The organism is Sanguibacter sp. A247, assembly GCF_052324925.1.
Classification (GTDB): domain Bacteria; phylum Actinomycetota; class Actinomycetes; order Actinomycetales; family Cellulomonadaceae; genus Flavimobilis.
The window spans coordinates 318809-336870 of sequence record NZ_JBQPRE010000003.1 but is presented as its reverse complement, the minus strand read 5'-3'; the positions used below and the strand labels follow the sequence as shown (position 1 = coordinate 336870).

Annotated in this window: 18 protein-coding genes; 12 read left to right on the top strand and 6 right to left on the bottom strand. The window is 71.2% G+C overall.

Features of this window, described 5'->3' with window-relative positions; genetic code table 11:
• Positions 1–12: 12 nt before the first annotated feature.
• Entirely contained in the window at positions 13–600 is a 588-nt protein-coding gene (locus ACTVCO_RS09755; RefSeq protein ID WP_443728223.1) for a DUF5998 family protein, read from the top strand.
• Between the two features lie 15 nt (positions 601–615).
• Positions 616–1809 (top strand): alkaline phosphatase family protein, encoded by a 1194-nt coding sequence (locus ACTVCO_RS09750; protein WP_443728222.1) that lies wholly within the window; start codon positions 616–618, stop codon positions 1807–1809.
• A 14-nt stretch (positions 1810–1823) separates the two neighbouring features.
• On the opposite strand, the gene sepH is transcribed toward ACTVCO_RS09750, so the two are convergent.
• Positions 1824–2981 carry a septation protein SepH gene (gene sepH / locus ACTVCO_RS09745; RefSeq protein ID WP_443728221.1) on the bottom strand — a complete coding sequence of 386 codons (1158 nt, stop codon included), beginning with the start codon at positions 2979–2981 and terminating at the stop codon, positions 1824–1826.
• Positions 2982–3108: 127 nt separating this feature from the next.
• On the opposite strand from sepH, the gene ACTVCO_RS09740 reads away from it, so the two are divergent.
• From ACTVCO_RS09740 to ACTVCO_RS09730, 3 genes are all read left to right on the top strand, one after another.
• Positions 3109–3843, top strand: a complete 735-nt coding sequence (locus tag ACTVCO_RS09740) for a trimeric intracellular cation channel family protein (RefSeq protein WP_443728220.1) — start codon at positions 3109–3111, stop codon at positions 3841–3843.
• Positions 3840–4703 (top strand): inositol monophosphatase family protein, encoded by an 864-nt coding sequence (locus ACTVCO_RS09735; RefSeq protein ID WP_443728219.1) that lies wholly within the window; start codon positions 3840–3842, stop codon positions 4701–4703. The genes ACTVCO_RS09740 and ACTVCO_RS09735 overlap by 4 nt, the downstream gene beginning before the upstream one ends.
• Before the next feature lie 296 nt (positions 4704–4999).
• Positions 5000–5299 (top strand): DUF4193 domain-containing protein, encoded by a 300-nt coding sequence (locus ACTVCO_RS09730; protein ID WP_443728218.1) that lies wholly within the window; start codon positions 5000–5002, stop codon positions 5297–5299.
• Between the two features lie 103 nt (positions 5300–5402).
• Here ACTVCO_RS09730 and ACTVCO_RS09725 read toward each other — a convergent pair whose 3' ends face one another.
• Positions 5403–5885, bottom strand: coding sequence for a DUF3093 domain-containing protein (locus ACTVCO_RS09725; protein ID WP_443728217.1), 483 nt, complete (start codon positions 5883–5885; stop codon positions 5403–5405).
• Between the two features lie 52 nt (positions 5886–5937).
• On the opposite strand from ACTVCO_RS09725, the gene dut reads away from it, so the two are divergent.
• From dut to ACTVCO_RS09705, 4 genes are all read left to right on the top strand, one after another.
• Positions 5938–6423: a dUTP diphosphatase gene (gene dut / locus ACTVCO_RS09720; RefSeq protein ID WP_443728216.1), complete on the top strand. Its 486-nt coding sequence runs from the start codon at positions 5938–5940 to the stop codon at positions 6421–6423.
• A gap of 148 nt (positions 6424–6571) precedes the next feature.
• The gene (locus ACTVCO_RS09715) at positions 6572–7231 is read left to right on the top strand and encodes a DUF3710 domain-containing protein (protein WP_443728215.1); all 660 of its coding nucleotides are present in this window, start codon (positions 6572–6574) and stop codon (positions 7229–7231) included.
• A gap of 1 nt (position 7232) precedes the next feature.
• Positions 7233–7604 (top strand): OB-fold nucleic acid binding domain-containing protein, encoded by a 372-nt coding sequence (locus ACTVCO_RS09710; protein WP_443728214.1) that lies wholly within the window; start codon positions 7233–7235, stop codon positions 7602–7604.
• Positions 7605–7658: 54 nt separating this feature from the next.
• Positions 7659–8432: a DUF3159 domain-containing protein gene (locus tag ACTVCO_RS09705; RefSeq protein WP_443728213.1), complete on the top strand. Its 774-nt coding sequence runs from the start codon at positions 7659–7661 to the stop codon at positions 8430–8432.
• Here the strand turns inward: ACTVCO_RS09705 and ACTVCO_RS09700 are convergent.
• Together ACTVCO_RS09700 and ACTVCO_RS09695 are read right to left on the bottom strand one after the other, a co-directional pair.
• Entirely contained in the window at positions 8403–9107 is a 705-nt protein-coding gene (locus ACTVCO_RS09700) for a potassium channel family protein (RefSeq protein ID WP_443728212.1), read from the bottom strand. The two genes, ACTVCO_RS09705 and ACTVCO_RS09700, sit on opposite strands and share 30 nt — an antisense overlap.
• A complete protein-coding gene (locus ACTVCO_RS09695; protein ID WP_443728311.1) occupies positions 9107–9757 on the bottom strand; it encodes a potassium channel family protein in 651 nt (216 codons plus the stop codon). Before ACTVCO_RS09695 ends, ACTVCO_RS09700 begins: the two co-directional genes overlap by 1 nt.
• A gap of 128 nt (positions 9758–9885) precedes the next feature.
• Here ACTVCO_RS09695 and ACTVCO_RS09690 point away from each other — a divergent pair, with 128 nt between their 5' ends.
• From ACTVCO_RS09690 to acnA, 3 genes are all read left to right on the top strand, one after another.
• A complete protein-coding gene (locus ACTVCO_RS09690) occupies positions 9886–11886 on the top strand; it encodes an APC family permease (protein ID WP_443728211.1) in 2001 nt (666 codons plus the stop codon).
• A complete protein-coding gene (locus ACTVCO_RS09685) occupies positions 11883–13214 on the top strand; it encodes a class I SAM-dependent RNA methyltransferase (protein WP_443728210.1) in 1332 nt (443 codons plus the stop codon). Before ACTVCO_RS09690 ends, ACTVCO_RS09685 begins: the two co-directional genes overlap by 4 nt.
• Positions 13215–13443: 229 nt before the next feature.
• Positions 13444–16191, top strand: a complete 2748-nt coding sequence (gene acnA, locus ACTVCO_RS09680) for an aconitate hydratase AcnA (RefSeq protein WP_443728209.1) — start codon at positions 13444–13446, stop codon at positions 16189–16191.
• A 126-nt stretch (positions 16192–16317) separates the two neighbouring features.
• Here the strand turns inward: acnA and ACTVCO_RS09675 are convergent, their stop codons facing one another.
• The gene (locus tag ACTVCO_RS09675) at positions 16318–17325 is read right to left on the bottom strand and encodes a phosphotransferase (protein WP_443728208.1); all 1008 of its coding nucleotides are present in this window, start codon (positions 17323–17325) and stop codon (positions 16318–16320) included.
• Positions 17322–17999, bottom strand: a complete 678-nt coding sequence (locus ACTVCO_RS09670; protein WP_443728207.1) for an NUDIX hydrolase — start codon at positions 17997–17999, stop codon at positions 17322–17324. Before ACTVCO_RS09670 ends, ACTVCO_RS09675 begins: the two co-directional genes overlap by 4 nt.
• Between the last annotated feature and the right edge of the window lie 63 nt (positions 18000–18062).

The following is an 18062-nucleotide window of genomic DNA, read 5'->3' as shown; positions in this document are numbered from 1 at the left end:
GATGATGGGGGAGTGACCTCTTCGAGCACCGATCACCGTGAAGTTCTGCGCGCCCGCCTCCAGCGGGCCGGGTACTACCCAGAGTTCGTCAACGACGTCGTCGAAGGTGCGGTCGTCGGCGAGACGATGAGCGACTCGCTCGTCCACGTCGAGACGACGTTCGCGGCCGACGAGGTCCACCGTCACGTCACGGTGCTCGTCCTCACGCCGACGCGCCTCGTGTGCGTGCACGTCGACGACCAGCCTGCCGATGCCGAGCACGCGGTCGGGAGCGCGATCGCGACGAGCGAGGTGCTCCCGCTCGCGGCCGTGCGGTCGGTCGTGACGACGCACGTCGTCACCTCGCCCGCCGACCACGTTCCCGGTGCTGTCCCGGCCGAGGTGACGATCGCCGTCGCCTGGGGTTCCGTCAACCGTGTCGAGCTGGAGCCGGCGACCTGCGGCGATCCCGCGTGCGAGGCGGACCACGGCCTCACCGGAACGATGTCGCCGGACGACGTCGTCCTGCGCGTGAGCGCTCAGGCCGAGGGCGTCGGGGCGGTGAGCGAGGCGCTCGCGTTCGCTGGTGCGCTCGCCGCCGCGACCGGACGCCACGGCTGACCGGGCCCGAGCGCTGTGACACTCCCCGGACGCATCGCTCCGACGCTCGAGCGCGCGGGCCTGCGGGTTCCGGACCACGAGAACTCGCTCGGCGCCGTCCTGCTCGCGGCCGCGGACGCAGCGGGCGCCGACCTGCCTGCGGCCGAGGACGCCCCCGGCCCGCGCTCGGGAGCCGAGGCCCGCGCCCTCCTGCGCCTGCCGCGCGCTGAGCGCGTCGTCGTGGTCCTCGTCGACGGGCTCGGACTCGAACAGGTGCGCGCGCGGCGCGGCCACGCGCCCACCCTGCGTCCCTACCTCGACGGTGCCCGCGCGCTCTGCTCGGCCTTCCCCTCGACGACTGCCGCCTCGCTCGGCCTCCTCGGAACAGGATGCGCGCCGGGCCTGAGCGGCTTGGTCGGGTACACCGCGCGCACCACGAGCGGCAGCCTCGGGAACTTCGTCTCGTGGACGGGCCTCGGCGCCCCGAGCACGGTGCAGCGCGAGCCCACGGTCTTCGAGCGGGCCGCAGCCGCGGGCGTTCGCGTCACCTCGGTCGGGCTCACGCGCTTCGACGGCTCAGGGCTCACGCGCGCCGTGCTCCGTGGAGCCCAGCACGTCGGCGTCGACGACCTCGGAGCCCGCGCCGACGCGGCGGCCCACGCGCTCCGCACGCCGGGGCTCGTCTATCTCTACTTCGGCGAGGTCGACCAGGTGGGTCACCACGACGGATGGCAGTCCGACGGCTGGGGCGACGCGCTCGCCGACGTCGACCGCGCGCTCGGACGCCTGCTCAGGGTCGTGCCGCGCGGAACCCTCGTGCTCGTCACCGCCGACCACGGCATGGTCGACGTCGACCCAGCCCACCGCCACGACGTCGCCTCGACACCCGGGCTCGCCGAGGGCGTCGCGATGGTCGCGGGCGAGCCACGCATGACGCACCTCTACACCGCCGGGGGCGCTGACCCGGGCGTGGTCGCGGAGCGCTGGCAGGACATCCTGGGCGACGACGCCGTCGTGCTCACGCGCGACGAGGCGATGGGGGGCGGGCTCTTCGGGCCCGTCGCCGAGCACGTCGAGCCGACGATCGGCGACCTGCTCGTTCTCGCAACCGGCCGTGCGACCGTCGTCGACTCGCGGACGCAGTCACCCGGCTCGATCGGGCTCGTCGGCGTGCACGGCTCGCTCACGCACGCCGAGACCGACGTTCCTTACCTCGCGCTCAAGGTCTAGCGAGTCAGCGGGTCCTAGTCGTCGCTGCGCGCGCCGAAGACGATCTCGTCCCAGCTGGGAACCTTCGGCCGGCCCTTGCCGCCGCGAGGCTTGGAGCGCTCGAGCGGAGGAGGCGTGGACTCCTCGACGGGAATGTCGAGCGTCCCGTCGTCCGACGTCCCCGCGGTGCCCGGGGCGACGACGCTGAGCCCGGGGGCCGCGTCGTCCGAGGCGTCAGCTCCCGCGGCCGAGCCGGGGGAGGCCGGGGCCGTGCCCGCCGGGGAGGTGCGCGACCGGTCGAGAAGCGAGTAGAGGCGCGCGCCGGGAAGGGGTGCGTCGTCGTCGGCCGGGGTGTCGGAGGTCTCGGTGTGCGCTGAGCGCGCCGCCTCGTCGTCCGAGGGGTCGTCGAGCTCTTCCTCCTCGACATCGATCTCTTGGCGCACTCCGCGGCGGGCACTGAGGTCGTCGAGGAGCGCCCGGGTCGGGTCGGCAGGGGCCGCGGGGGCCTCCTCGCCCTCGGAGCCGGCACCGGTCGCGGGTCCGCGCGGGTCCGTCTCGTGGTCGTAGGGCACGGCGTCGAACACCCGTGACCGCACGGGCTCGAGGTGGCGACGCACAGGCTCGTCGACGATGCGTGTCTCGGAGAACCAGCGGCCCTCGTCATCGACCGCCGTGAGTGTGCGTGTCTGCTGGTCGAACGTCCACGTCGCGCGGCGTGACTCGGTCCCGACCTCGTAAGAGACCGACACGTGCCAGCGTTCGCCCACGGGACGCCACGCGTCCCACACGAGCTCGGAGGTGTCGACGTGCCGGGCGGCGAGCCGATCGGTGACGAGGTCGCCGAGGACGGGGGAGTCGCCGTCGCGCCCGACGACCGTGCCCCGCGCCTGCGTCGCGACAAACTCGCGCTCCGCGAGCACCGGGCCCTCGTAGCGGCGGACCTGCTCGACACTCACTCCGCCCAGCCGCGCGACCTCGTCGGTCGACATGCCGGCGCGGACCTGCGCCTGGATCTCACGCGGAGGCATCGTGCCGGCGTCTGCGGCACGCAGCTGTTCGAGGTGGGGGCGGTTGCGACGCACGGCGGCGCGCAAAGGTTCGTCGATACGCACGGTAAAGCGCGTTCCGTCCGCCGACGTGAGCACGAGGTGCTCGCCGTCGTCGGCAAGTCCGATGAGCTCAAGCTCAGCCATGAGGTCCCTCCGACGTTCTCTCATCCCCTACGGTGCCATCCACGAGTCCCTCCGGAGCGGAGGCGGGCCGGTGCGCCGCGTGTGAGCAACGTCCACCTCCCGCACCGGCGCCTGCCAGAATGGTGGCGTGCACCTCGAAATCGACGGGACCGCTCTGCTCGACGGCGCCTACATGTGGCTCGAGCTTGCCGCGATCTTCTTTGCAGGAGTCTCGGGTGCACTGGCTGCCGTGCGCAAGAACTTCGACATCTTCTCGGTCCTGCTGCTCGCGTGGGTGACAGGTCTGGGCGGCGGGCTCATGCGCGACGTGCTCATCGGAGCCGTGCCCCCCGTCGGGATCACCCAGTGGAAGTACGTCGCGGCCGCGCTCCTCGCGGGAGCGCTCGTCCATCTCTTCCATGTGCGGCTCGACCGGCTGCGCCGCGCGATCATCGTCTTCGACGCGGGCGCGCTCGCCATGTTCGTCGTCATCGGCACGCACAAGGGGCTCGAGTACGGCGTCGGCCCGCTCGCGGCCGCGTTCGTCGGTGTGTTCACGGGCATCGGGGGCGGCCTCGTCCGTGACCTGCTCGTCGACGAGGCACCGATCGTGCTGCGCGACCGTGAGCTCTACGCGATCCCGGCCACAGGGGGCGCGATCCTCGCGGCCTGGGTCGGGGTGACGGGCCACCTCAACTACTTCACGGGCGGGCTCATCTGCGTCGTGATCTTCGCGGTGCGCCTCGTCTCGTTGCGCTTGCGTTGGCGTGCGCCCGGGCCGTGGCAGGGCTTCGGTGTTCCGCGGCGTACGCCGCGCCGGCTCAGGCGCCACCACGCTGCCGGGCGCCGGCCCGAGTCCGTCGAGCCGAGGCCGCCGCTGTGACGCCGATCCCCGCGGACACGACGCTCACCGGCCTGAGGGCCCTGTGCGAGCACGTCGCCTCCTCGACCGCCGAGCGCGTGCGTCAGGAGACCCCGGACCAGGTCGAGGTCGCCGCGACCAAGCACAACGATCTTGACGTGGTGACGCGCGCGGACCGCGCAGCCGAGGACCACGTGCGTGCGGAGCTCGCGCGCTGGCGACCGGACGACGCGATCCTCGGCGAGGAGGGCGGCGCGACCGACGGCACGAGCGGGCTCACGTGGGTCGTCGACCCGATCGACGGCACCGTCAACTACCTCTACGGGCTGGGCTCCTGCTCGGTGTCCGTAGCCGTCGTGCGTGGCGCGCCCGACCCTGAGACGTGGACGCTGCTCGCGGGTGCGGTGTGCGAGATCCCGACGGGCGTGACGTGGTCGGCCGCGCGCGGACGCGGCGCGACGCGGGACGGCGCGCCGATCCGGGTGCGGGAGGCGACGGACCTGCGGCACGCGCTCGTCGGCACGGGCTTCCACTACGACGACACCTTGCGTGCCGGTCAGGGTCGCAGCGTCGGGGAGCTGCTCGCGCACGTGCGTGACGTGCGGCGGTTCGGCTCGGCCGCGCTCGACCTGTGCCGCGTCGCGGACGGCAGACTCGACGCGTACTACGAGGAGGGTCTCTCGCCGTGGGACTACGCGGCGGGGACGCTCATCGTCGAGGAAGCCGGAGGGGTCGTGCACGGCGCCGCGGGGCGGCCTCCAGGGCGTGCGCTCGTCGTCGCTGGTCCCGCCGGGACTCTTGCGGTGGCCGAACCGCTCCTGACGCGGTTGGATGTGGGACGGCGACCCGGCACCACGCAGGGGTTCTCGACCACGGTGTGACGGACCGCACGACGCCCCGTCAGGCTCACGGGAACAACGCTGTGAACCCAAGCGTTCGGCATGCGACAGACCCTGGTTGAGGGGCTTGTGCGGACGAGCATCACCACGTTCTGCGCCCCGTAGGTCAGGGCACACGTGCATCAACGCTCGAGATGGTGCACAATCCCCTTCGCCGCTGCTCTCGCTGCGGCAGGGGGAACCGGCACGCGACCCGGAGGGGATCGCGCGCCGTGCGGCATCAAGGCGGGGCCACCGAACGCGGTCCCGGACGAACGACGACTGGAGCACAGCGACAGATGGCAACCGACTACGACGCACCGCGCAAGAGCGAGGAAGACCTTTCGGAGGACTCGCTCGAGGAGCTGAAGGCGCGGCGGTCCGACAAGTCCTCGGGCGTCGTCGACGAGGACGAGACCGAGGCGGCCGAGGGCTTTGAGCTCCCCGGCGCGGACCTCTCCGGCGAGGAGCTCTCGGTGCGTGTCCTGCCGCGACAGGCGGACGAGTTCACGTGCTCAAGCTGTTTCCTCGTGCACCACCGCAGCCAGCTCGCCTCTGAGAAGAACGGCCAGCAGGTGTGCACGGAGTGCGCAGGCTAGGCACAACGACACTGTCGTGAGGGTCGCAGATCACTTCGATCTGCGACCCTCACGTCGTTGTGGGGACGCCCACGTCCCCGGGGCCGCGCTCGTGTGGACGGGGTCAGACGGCCGCGATGTCGCGGGCTGCGTCGATGGCCGCGTGCAGCGTGGCCGGGTGGCGCGTCGAGACGAGCCACGAGGGCGTGGGGTCGGCAGGGTCGACCACGTCGGCGCGGATGGCGCCCTTCGTCCACGTCCGCAGGCACGCGAACGATCGCGGGTCGTAGCCGGGGCCGAGCGCGGTGCGCACACCTGCTGCGTCGAGTGTCTCGACCGGGCCGAGGAGGCTCACGGGGATGTGTGCACGCCCCGCGTGCAGCTCACCTCCGCGGACCTCGACGACGGGTGACGTGAGGGCGACCAGAGCGAGGCCCACGATCGCCACGACGACGCCCGTGACGATGGCCGCGAGGGTGTTGGACACGAGCACGACGACCGCGCTCATGAGAGCGAAGAGGACGACGGCACCGATCCCTGCCGCTCCGGGGAGCAGTCGTTCGCGGTACGAGGGCGGCGCGGGCGCAGGGGACGGCGTGGTGCTCATGGGTTCAGCATGCCAGTCCGCGACGCGCGCCGGGGCCAGTCGACGGGCTACGATGCCGGGCGTGACGCACGCTGCTGGCCCCGCTGAGGGCACCCTCGAGGTTCTCCTCGTCATGCTCGATCCCGACCTCCCCGAGCCCGCATACGCGCACCCGGGTGACGCCGGGGCCGACCTCGTCGCGCGCGTCGATGTCGAGCTCGCGCCGGGTGCGCGGGCGACGGTTCCGACGGGGGTGTCGATCGCCCTGCCCGACGGCTACGCGGCGTTCGTGCACCCGCGGTCGGGCCTTGCCTCGCGCCACGGCGTGACGATCGTCAATGCGCCGGGGACGGTCGACGCCGGTTATCGGGGTGAGATCGCGGTGACGTTGCACAACACGGATTCTTCGGAGGCGGTGACGCTTCGCCGTGGTGATCGGATCGCGCAGCTGGTCATCCAGAAGGTTGAGCGCGCTCGCTTCGTGCGGGCCGAGAGGCTGCCCGGCTCGCACCGAGGTGCGGGCGGTTTTGGTTCGTCGGGCGGCTGGGCAGGGGCCTGACCCCACGGGGTGGGGACAGCGCCCCTCCTGAACGCATAGGCTTGGACGGTGCGCCTCCGGGGCGCCCAGACGGACGGAGTTGGGACGAGTGGGTCTTTTCGGTCGACGAGGGACAAGCGCGAAGCGTGAAGAGGCGCCTGTCGACGAGGTGGTCGCCACACCAGAGGCGGTCGTTCCTGAGGAAGCCACGCACGGTCCGTGGGACCGCAGCGACGTCGAGAACGACGACGGGCGCATCGACCTCGGCGCGGTGTGGCTCCCGGGTGTTCCCGGGATGCAGATGCGCATGGAGATCGACAAGGCGACCAACCAGGTCGCGGGCGTCGCGGTCATGGTCGACGGCGTCAGCCTGCAGGTCCAGGTCTTCGCAGCCCCGCGCACCACCGGGATCTGGGACGAGATCCGCGAAGAGATCTCGACGTCGCTCACGGAGCAGGGCGCATCCGTCGACGACATCGTCGGGCCCTTCGGGCGCGAACTCCTCGCGCGCGCAACCTTCCGCGAGGAGAACGGCGCGAAGACGCTCCGCGTCATCCGCTTCCTCGGCGTCGACGGCCCCCGCTGGTTCCTGCGCGGCGTCATCAACGGCCCGGCCGAGATCGCGACCGACGGCGCAGCACACGTCGAGGCGATCTTCCGCGAGATCGTCGTCGTCCGAGACGACGTGGCACGCGCACCGCGCGAGCTCCTCGAGCTGCACGAGCCGCGCCTCGGCTCGGGCGGAACCGGTGTCGCCAAGGTCGACGAGACGCCGCGCGCACCGATCACGCCGCCCGAGCGCGGTCCAGAGATCACGCAGATCGGCTGACGTGTCGCTCCGCACCGTATGGCGCTCGCTCGTCGCAGGCCGCGACGAGGTCGAGGCTGACGAAGAGCGCGTGCACGCGGCCCGCGTCGGGACCCAGGCCGTCGCCGACGTGGACGAACGCACGTCGGTCCTCGTCTCAGGCGTCCTGCGCTCCGTCATCCTGCGTCCCTCCGAGAAGGTGCGTGTCGTCGAGGCCGAGCTGTACGACGGCTCGGGCTCGATCGAGTTGCGCTGGCTCGGACGTCGCCGGATCCCCGGCGTGGAGCCCGGCAGGCGCGTCCGCGTCCGCGGACTCGTCACCGTCGTCGACGGCCGTCGCGTCATCTACAACCCGCGCTACGAGCTCGTTGCCAACGCCGACGCCCAGCTCTAGCCACGCACCGCCCCAGGCAGCCGCACCAACGTGCGACGCGACCGGAAGGACACCGTGACCACCTCCCCTCCCGAGCCCGCGCGCGGCATGCGCCAGCTCGCTGCCGACGAGTTCTCGCTGTCGGACTCGGTCGGCGGCCTGCGGGGCGTCATCGAGACGCTCCTGCCGGGCGTCGTCTTCGTCGTCGTCTACATCGCGACGGGCGAGCTCAAGCCGACGATCTTCTCTGCGCTCGGCGTCGCACTGCTCGCGGTCGTGGTCCGGCTCGTGCAGCGCACGCCCGTCACCCAGGCCTTCTCAGGCGTGCTGGGCGTTGCGATCGGTGTCGTGTGGGCGTGGCGGTCGGGGGAGGTGGAGGACTTCTTCCTCTTCTCGCTGCTCACCAACGCGGCCTACCTGCTCGTCTGCCTCGTGAGCATCCTCGTGCGCTGGCCGGCCGTCGGCATCGTCGCCGAGCTGCTCCGCACGGGCCTCACTGCAGGCCGCGAGAACGACGCGCCGACCGACGCTGACGCGCAGGTCGACGCTGCCGAGGAGCGCGAACGCCCCGAGCCGAGTGCACGCGACGTCTTCGGCGGCTGGTCCCACTGGCGGGCCGATCCGACGCACGTGCGCCGCTATGCGGTCGCGACGTGGTTCTGGGTCGCGCTCTTCGGGGTGAGGCTCGCGGTCAAGACACCGCTCTACCTCGACGCGACGACCGAGTGGCTCGGCATCGCCCACCTCGTCCTGGGCGTCCCTCTGTGGGCGCTCACGCTGTGGGCGACGTGGATCGTCGTCCACCCGCTCGTGCGCGCGTCACGACGCGGAAGCGTCTCCTCCGACTGAGGCCGCGGCGGGCTCTTGCCCTGACAGGAGCGCCTGGAGCGCGCCGAGGTCGGAGCCCTCACCGGTGACGAGCAGCAGCTCGTCACCTGCCTCGAGCGTGTCGTCGTCGGCCGGTGTGATCGGCGTCTTGTCCCGCACGACGGCCGCGAGGACGCAGTCCGCGGGCCACGCGACCGAGCCGACGCGCGCGCCCACGAGGTGGGAGTCCGCGGGGAGCGTGATCTCGTGGATGTCGGCGCCCGACTGGTGGAACGTGAAGATCCGGACGAGGTCGCCGACCGCGACGGCCTCCTCGACCATGGCCGTCATGATGCGCGGCGTCGACACGGCGACGTCGACGCCCCACGACTCGTCGAACATCCACTCGTTCTTCGGGTTGTTGACGCGGGCCACCGTGCGCGGCACACCGAACTCGGTCTTCGCGAGGAGCGAGATGACGAGGTTGGCCTTGTCGTCACCCGTCGCGGCGACGATGACGTCGCACTCACCGACTGCGGCCTCGGACAGCGTCGAGATCTCGCACGCGTCCGCGAGCAACCAGTCGGCGTCCGCCACCTGAGCGACGCGCATGGCCGTGGGTGAGCGGTCGATGAGCGTGATCTCATGGTCGTGGCCCAGGAGCTCGCGGGCGATGGAGCGGCCGACCGAGCCGGCTCCGGCGATGACGACGCGCATCAGTTCTCCTGCTCGGGGGCGTGGGTGAGGATGCGCTCGACCTCGATGAGGTCGAGCGTGCGTGCGAGGACGTGGAGAAGATCGCCGTCCTGGAGCACGGAGTCGGGCATCGGAAGCTCGGCCGTCCCGAAACGCGTGACGAAGGCGATGCGTGCGCCTGTCGCAGCCTCGAGCGCGGTGAGCCTCTTTCCGACCCAGTCGGGGTGGTGGTCGACCTGGCAGAGGCGCACCGAGCCCGTGGGATCCCGGTACTCGTCGCTCGTCCCGAGCGGCAGCATGCGCCGCAGCACCTGGTCGGAGGTCCACCGCACGGTTGCGACCGTCGGGATGCCCAGGCGCTCGTAGACCTCGGCCCGGTGGGAGTCGTAGATCCGGGCGACGACGTTGTCGACGCCGAAGGTCTCGCGGACGACGCGCGCCGCCACGATGTTGGAGTTGTCGCCGTCGGACACGGCCGCGAACGCGTAGGCGTCATCGATCTCGGCTTGCTTGAGCGTGTCACGGTCGAAGCCGATACCGGTGACCTTCTTGCCCGAGAACGTCGCCGGCAGCCGCCGGAACGCATCGGGATTCTGGTCGATGATCGCCACGGAGTGGCCTTTTCGCTCGAGCGAGTGGGCGAGCGTCGCCCCGACCCGGCCGCAGCCCATGATGACGAAGTGCACGGGATGAGCGTATGCCCCGCGAGGCCGCCGCGTCGTCGTCAGAAGTCCTGTGTCGACATCGCCGACGCTCGACCGGCGCCGCTTGGGGCTCGGCGGGCCTAGCATGGGTCCTTGTGTCAGACATCGTGGACGCTGGTAAGCGTCTCCTCCTCGGGCGGCCGATGCGTAGCGACGGCCTCGGCCACACGCTGCTGCCCAAGCGCATCGCGCTGCCGATCTTTGCATCGGACGCTCTCTCGTCGGTCGCGTATGCGCCCGACGAGATCCTCCTGACGCTCGCGCTCGCCGGCGTTGCAGCGACGGCGCTCTCGCCGTGGGTGGGCCTCGGGGTCGTCCTTGTGCTCGTCACGGTCGTGCTGTCCTACCGCCAGAACGTGCACGCCTACCCCTCGGGGGGTGGCGACTACGAGATCGCGACGGAGAACCTCGGCAAGGCGCCCGGCCTCACGGTCGCGAGCGCGCTCCTCGTCGACTACGTCCTCACGGTCGCCGTGTCAATCTCGTCGGGCGCCCAGTACGCGGCGACCGCCATCCCCGGGTTGCGGGGCCACGAGACGCTCATCGCGGTGGGCCTCGTCGTCCTGCTCACGTTCATGAACCTCCGTGGCGTCAAGGAGTCGGGGCGGTTCTTCGCCGTGCCCGTCTACCTCTTCATGTTTGCGGTCGGGACGACCGCGGTCGTGGGCTTCGTCCAGTTCGTCACGGGAACTCTCGGGCGAGCGGAGTCGGCCGGCTTCGAGGTCGTGCCGAGCGCGGCCTACGAGCAGGGGCTCGTCGGCGTCGCCGGTGCCTTCCTCGTCGCCCGTGCCTTCGCGTCGGGCTGCGCAGCGCTCACGGGCGTCGAGGCCATCTCGAACGGCGTGCCCGCGTTCCGTCCTCCGAAGTCTCGCAACGCGGCCGCGACGCTTGCGCTCCTCGGCGCGATCTCAGCGTTCATGCTCGGATCGATCCTGCTGCTCGCGATCTCGACCGGAGCGACGTACGTCGAGGACCCCGCGCGTGACCTGAGGATCGACGGCCATGCGCCGATCAACTACGTGCAGGTCCCCGTGCTCTCGCAGCTTGCGCACACCGTCTTCGCGTCGTTCCCGCCGATGTTCTACCTGCTCTCGGCCGTGACCGGCGTGATCCTCGTGCTCGCGGCCAACACGGCGTTCAATGGCTTCCCGGTCCTCGGCTCGATCCTCGCCAAGGACGGCTACCTGCCGCGCCAGCTGCACACGCGTGGTGACAGGCTCGCGTTCTCGAACGGCATCATCTCGCTCGCCGTGGGCGCGATCATCCTCATCGTCGCGTTCGACGCCCAGGTGACACGCCTCATCCAGCTCTACATCGTCGGGGTGTTCGTGAGCTTCACGCTCTCGCAGCTCGGCATGGTGCGGCACTGGACGTCGGCGCTGCGGCTCGCCTACGACCCGCGGGTCCGCTCGCGCATGAAGCGCTCGCGCGCGGTCAACGTCGTGGGCTTCGGCCTCACGGCGACGGTGCTCGTCGTCGTGCTCCTCACGAAGTTCCTCCATGGAGCGTGGATCGCGATCCTCGCGATGGCCCTCGCGTTCGTCGTCATGCGCAAGATCCGGCACCACTACGACGCGGTCGCGGCCGAGCTCGAGCTCGACGAGGACGTCGACACGGAACGTGCGCTGCCGAGCAGGGTCCATGCGATCGTGCTCGTCTCGAAGATCCACAAGCCCGTCATGCGGGCGATCGCCTATGCGCGCGCGACGCGGCCCTCGACGCTCGAGGCGGTCACGGTTGCGGTCGACCCTGCTGACACCGCGGGGGTCGTCGCGCAGTGGGAGACCCTTGGCCTGCCCGTGACGTTGCGCGTCCTTGACTCTCCGTTCCGTGAGATCACGCGTCCCGTTCTCTCTTACGTGCGTTCTGTGCGTCGGGAGAGCCCGCGCGACCTCGTGGTCGTCTACATTCCCGAGTACGTCGTCGGCCACTGGTGGGAGCAGCTGCTCCACAACCAGAGCGCCTTGCGCCTCAAGGGGCGACTCCTGTTCACCCCGGGCGTTGTCGTCGCCTCCGTACCGTGGCGCCTCGCGTCGTCGGTCACGGGCGCGCGGCCTGACTCTCAGCTCTACCCCCCGAAGGGCCCTTCCTCATGACTTCAGCACGTCCGTCTCGCGGAGCCGGCCGCGGTTCTGCACGTCCAGCGCGTCCCGCGGCTCCCGTCGACCTTCCGCTCGTAGAGGTCGAGGTCGGTCCCGTGGCGCACGGCGGGCACTGCGTGGCCAGGCACGAGGGTCGAGTGATCTTCGTGCGCCATGCGCTGCCGGGCGAGCGTGTGCGCGTGCGGCTCACGCAGGCAGCGGAGAAGGATCGCTTCTGGCGGGGCGACGCGGTCGAGGTGCTCGAGGCGAGCGCTGATCGTGTCACCCCTGCGTGGCCTGAGGCGGGCCCCGGGGGAGTGGGCGGTGCGGAGCTGTCGCACGTCGCGCTGCCTGCTCAGCGTGCGTGGAAGGCGACGGTCGTCGCCGAGCAGCTCGCGCGGCTCGCCCGCATCGAGCGTGAGGTGACGGTCGAGGCCGCCCCAGGCGACGACGAGCGTGGGGGGCTCGGCTGGCGCACGCGGATCGATCTGGTGGCCGACGACGAGGGCCGCGCGGGCATGCTGGGGCACCGCTCGCACGACGTGCAGCGCCTGAGGTCGATGCCGCTCGCGACGGCCGAGGTCGCCGCGCTCGCGCGCGCGGAGGGCGTCTTCTCGCGGCGCTGGCGGCCGGGGGCGCGTCTCGAGGTTGTCGCACCTGCGGGAGGGGCGCCCGGGCTGCTGCTCGTCGACGGGGTCCCCGGTCACCTCGGGACGCCCGACAAGCGTCCGCACGCGCGCCGTTCCGTCATGGAGACGGTTGCGGTGGCGGGCAGGGAGTACACGTACAGGGTCGCGGCCGACGGCTTCTGGCAGGTGCACCGCGAGGCGCCCGGGCTGCTCGCGGCCACGGTCGTCGACTCGGTCGGTGAGGTCGACGGCGGACGGGTCGTCGATCTCTTCTCCGGGGCTGGCCTCTTCTCGGCGCCGCTCGCGGATGCGGTGGGTGCTGCGGGGCGGGTCGTCACGGTCGAGGGTGACGAGCGTGCCGTCCGTGATGCGCGCCGGACGCTGCACAGCGTCGCGAACGTCGAGCTGCACAGGGGAGACGTCGCGCGGACGCTCGCGGCAGGGGAGCACGGGGCAGCCGGCGGCGCCGACGTCGTCGTGCTCGATCCGCCGCGTGCAGGGGCCGGTCGAGGTGTCGTCGATGCGATCGTCGGTCTCGCGCCGCGTCGTGTCGTCTACGTCGCGTGTGACCCCGCGGCGCTCGCGCGCGACGTGGGTCTGTTCGGAGAGGCCGGGTATGAGCTCGGAGAGCTGCGGGCGTTCGATCTGTTCCCGATGACGCACCATGTGGAGTGCGTCGCGGTGCTCACGACGTCGGGCTCCGACCCGCGGTGAGGGGCGTGGCCGTGGTCGGTTCGCGGTCGGTCCGAGTGCTGGACCGTGGGTGAATAACGTCAGCGGCGCGTGACTTATCTTGACGTCAAGATAAATGGTAGGGTGAAGCGACCGCGGGTACCGTCGAGGTAGACGCCTGTCCGGGGTCATCGCGGGCTCGCCCGCGCGACAAGACCCGTGAGCGAAGCACGCGCTCGCCACGGACGACCGTGAGGAGTGAGGAGCCATCGTGAGCACAGTCGACTCGTTCGGTGCCAAGGGAACGCTCGACGTCGGAGGGAACTCGTACGAGATCTTCCGACTCAGCGCCGTCGAAGGCGTTGCGCGCCTTCCGTACGCGCTCAAGGTGCTCGCAGAGAACCTCCTGCGCACCGAGGACGGCGCCAACATCACCGCCGACCACGTCCGAGCCATCGCCGGCTGGGACCCTGACGCGCAGCCCGACACCGAGATCCAGTTCACGCCCGGGCGTGTCGTCATGCAGGACTTCACGGGTGTCCCGTGCGTCGTCGACCTCGCCACCATGCGCGAGGCGGTCGCCGACCTCGGCGGCAACCCGAGCCGCATCAACCCGCTCGCCCCGGCTGAGCTCGTCATCGACCACTCCGTGCAGATCGACGTCGCCGGCCGCGCCGACGCGTTCCGTCGCAACGTCGAGATCGAGTACGAGCGCAACCATGAGCGCTACCAGTTCCTCCGCTGGGGCCAGACCGCGTTCGACGACTTCAAGGTCGTCCCCCCGGGCACCGGGATCGTGCACCAGGTGAACATCGAGTTCCTCGCACGCGTCGTCATGACGCGCGAGGTCGACGGCGTCCTGCGCGCCTACCCCGACACGTGCGTCGGAACCGACTCCCACACGACGATGGTCAACGGCCTCGGCGTCCTCGGCTGGGGCGTCGGCGGCATCGAGGCCGAGGCCGCGATGCTCGGCCAGCCCGTCTCGATGCTCATCCCGCGCGTCGTCGGCTTCAAGCTCGCGGGCCAGATCCCCTCGGGCGTCACCGCGACCGACGTCGTCCTCACGATCACGCAGCTCCTGCGCGAGCACGGCGTCGTCGGCAAGTTCGTCGAGTTCTACGGCGAGGGCGTCGCCCAGGTCCCGCTGGCCAACCGTGCCACGATCGGCAACATGAGCCCCGAGTTCGGCTCGACCGCAGCGATCTTCCCGATCGACGACGTGACGCTCGACTACCTGCGCCTCACCGGCCGCAGCGATGACGCGGTCGCGCTCGTCGAGGCCTACGCCAAGGAGCAAGGCCTGTGGCTCGACCCGACGGCGCCCGACGCCGTCTACTCGGAGTACCTCGAGCTCGACCTCGCCACCGTCGTCCCCTCGATCGCCGGCCCCAAGCGTCCGCAGGACCGCATCGAGCTCGCGCACGCCAAGTCCGCGTTCGAGCGTGACCTGCCGACGTACGTCCCCGGCCTCGTCAACCCGATCGACCAGGCTGAGATCGAGTCGTTCCCCGCGTCGGACTCGCCCGCGTTCTCGGACAAGGTCCGCCCGACGTTCCCCGTGACGACCCCCGAGGGCACGACGTACGACCTCTTCCACGGCGCGGTCGCGATCGCTTCGATCACCTCGTGCACCAACACGTCGAACCCGTCGGTCATGATGGCCGCCGGGCTCCTCGCGAAGAAGGCCGTCGAGAAGGGCCTCGTCGCGAAGCCCTGGGTGAAGACGTCGATGGCTCCCGGCTCGCAGGTCGTGACGAACTACTACGAGCGCGCTGGTCTGTGGCCCTACCTCGAGAAGCTCGGCTTCCACCTCGTCGGCTACGGCTGCACGACCTGCATCGGTAACTCGGGTCCCCTCGCGGACGAGGTCTCGGCGGTCGTCAACGAGCACGACCTTGCGGTCGTCTCGGTGCTCTCGGGCAACCGCAACTTCGAGGGTCGCATCAACCCCGACGTCAAGATGAACTACCTCGCGTCCCCGCCGCTCGTCATCGCGTATGCGCTCGCCGGGACGATGGAGTTCGACTTCGAGCACGAGCCGCTCGGCCGTGACGAGTCCGGTGCGCCGATCTTCCTCCGCGACATCTGGCCCTCGACCGACGAGGTCCAGACGACGATCGACGCGTCGATCGACCGCGCGATGTTCGAGAAGGACTACGCGGACGTCTTCGCGGGCGACGACAAGTGGCGCGCGCTCCAGACGCCCGAGGGCGACGTCTTCGAGTGGGACGTCGACTCGACGTACGTCCGCAAGCCCCCGTACTTCGAGGGCATGACGATGACGCCGGACCCGGTGACCGACATCGCGGGCGCACGCGTCCTGGCGAAGCTGGGCGACTCGGTGACGACGGACCACATCTCGCCCGCGGGCGCGATCAAGGTCGACTCGCCGGCCGGCCGCTACCTCGCAGAGCACGGCGTCGAGCGCCGGGACTTCAACTCCTACGGGTCGCGTCGTGGCAACCACGAGGTGATGATCCGCGGCACGTTCGCGAACATCCGCCTGCGCAACCAGCTCCTCGACGGGGTCGAGGGCGGCTACACGTTCGACTTCACGACGGGCGAGCAGGCAGCGATCTACGACGCCGCACAGAACTACGCGGCAGCGGGCACCCCGCTCGTCATCCTCGGCGGCAAGGAGTACGGCTCCGGCTCGTCGCGCGACTGGGCAGCCAAGGGCACCGCGCTCCTCGGCGTCAGGGCCGTCATCACCGAGAGCTTCGAGCGGATCCACCGCTCGAACCTCATCGGCATGGGCGTGCTCCCGCTGCAGTTCCCCGAGGGCGAGAACGCCACGAGCCTCGGGCTCGACGGGACGGAGACGTTCGAGATCACGGGCATCACCGAGCTCAACAGCGGCACGACCCCGCAGACGGTCGCCGTGCGTGCCGCCAAGGCGGACGGCTCGGTCGTCGCGTTCGACGCGGTCGTGCGCATCGACACCCCCGGAGAGGCCGACTACTACCGCAATGGCGGCATCCTCCAGTACGTGCTGCGCCAGCTCGTCGCAGCCTGACGCATTCTGCTCGTCCCCGATGGGGCGTACACCTGCGGGTGTGCGCCCCATCGGCGTGCCGTCACCGCGTCAGTCCTCGACCCGCTCCTCGCGCCGACGCAGCCAGGGAGCAGACCGCACGCACGCTCAGCGGGCGCCGGATGGCGCCCGCGTGCCGAGCACCCGCGCCAGCGCACCCTGGGCAAGCGCACAGTGTTCGGCGCCGACATCTGCGTGCTGCGCCATCGAGGTCGCCATCGTGACGGCCCACGCGCGCGCACGACGCCAGGCATCGACATCGGCTGCACACGGATGCGTCAGCTCCACCAGGCGCGTGCGGAACGTCGCACCGGCCTCCTCGCTGAGCACGAGCCACGCCACCGCGAGATCCGTCGCTGGGTCGCCCGCGGTCACGTCGCCCCAGTCGGCGACTGCCACGAGGCGGTGAGGCGCGGCGGCCGTCGCGATGAGATTGGCCGCGTGCAGGTCGCCGTGAAGCCACACGGATGGCCCCGCATACGGCTGCGCCGCGAGTCCGTCGTCCCAGATCGCTGTGAGCGCAGTGCGCAGGTTGTCGACGCTCTGGGGGAGACCTGCGGGCGTGAGGAGCCCGCTCCTGCTGAGGAAGCCGCCCGGGACAGCGAGGGCAGCGAGGCGCTCCCTGACGGCCGCGTCACGACGGATGAGGGGACCGCCACGAAACGCATTGTGCGGAGCGGTCGCCGGGGCGGGCCTGTGGAGAGCCGCGAGCAGCTCCGCGAGCGGCTCCGCGAGCCCGACCCGGGCGGTGCGGGGGAGCGAGGCGACGCGCACACCGTCGAACCACGGCACGACCGCCCACACCCACGGATAACCGAGCCGCATCGAAGGAGTCCCGGCCCGGACCGCGCACGGCACGGGCGTGGGCAGGAGGGGCGCGAGCAGCGGCAGCGACGCGAGCTCGTGGGCAACCAGCGTGGCCGCAGGCGCCCGCCTCGGCAGGCGTACTGCGAGGTCGGACCCGAGGCGGACGATGACGTTGTCCCAGCCGTGCGCGACGATCTCGAGCGGACGATGAGCCAGGTCCGGATGCTGCTCGGCGAGAAGCGCGGCAACGAGCTGGGTCGTGATGTCGAGGTCAGCCGGTGGCGCAGATCCTGTGAGCGGGCCGCTCACGGTGCGACCTCGACGAGGCGGGAGTCGTCCCAGGGCTCGTCCCAGCCCAGTGCGCCGAGCAGCTCCGTGAGGACGAGCGCCGTGAAGCCCCACACGAGGTTGTCACCCACGAGGAACGCGGGTCCGCGGTAGGTGCGCGCGCCTCGCGTGAACGTCGCGGTCCGGCGCAGCTCGGGGTCGACGAGGTCGGCAACGGGTGCACGGAACACCTCCGCCGACTCGCCGTGGTCGACGACCGCGACGGGCGTCGGGCGTGCCCACCACCCGAGAACCGGGGTGACGAGGTGGTCGCTCACGGGCAGCGGAAGTGAGCCGAGCGTCCCCAGGACCTCGACGCCCGCCGGATCCAGACCTGTCTCTTCCTGGGCCTCGCGTAACGCAGCGGCGACGGGCCCCGGGTCGCTCGGGTCTTGGCGCCCGCCGGGAAACGCGACCTGGCCGGGGTGCTGGCGGAGCGTCGTCGCACGCCGCACGAGCAGCACGTCGAGATCTGCGGGGACGAGCGGGGTGTCGTGGTGCGCGGCGACCGCGTCGAGGCGGCCGAGCAGCACGAGGACAGCAGCGGGGCGCCGGCCCGTACCCGTCCGCACGACGGCGCCGGTCCGTGCGCCCCAGTCGACGCCCGTGCGGGCAAGAGCGCGGAGCTGGGCAAGCGCATCGTCGGTCGTCGTCACGTCTTGACCCTACGTCGCGCCGTGCTCGGAGAGCCGTGCTCGAGGCGCCGTGGGTCGTGCCCC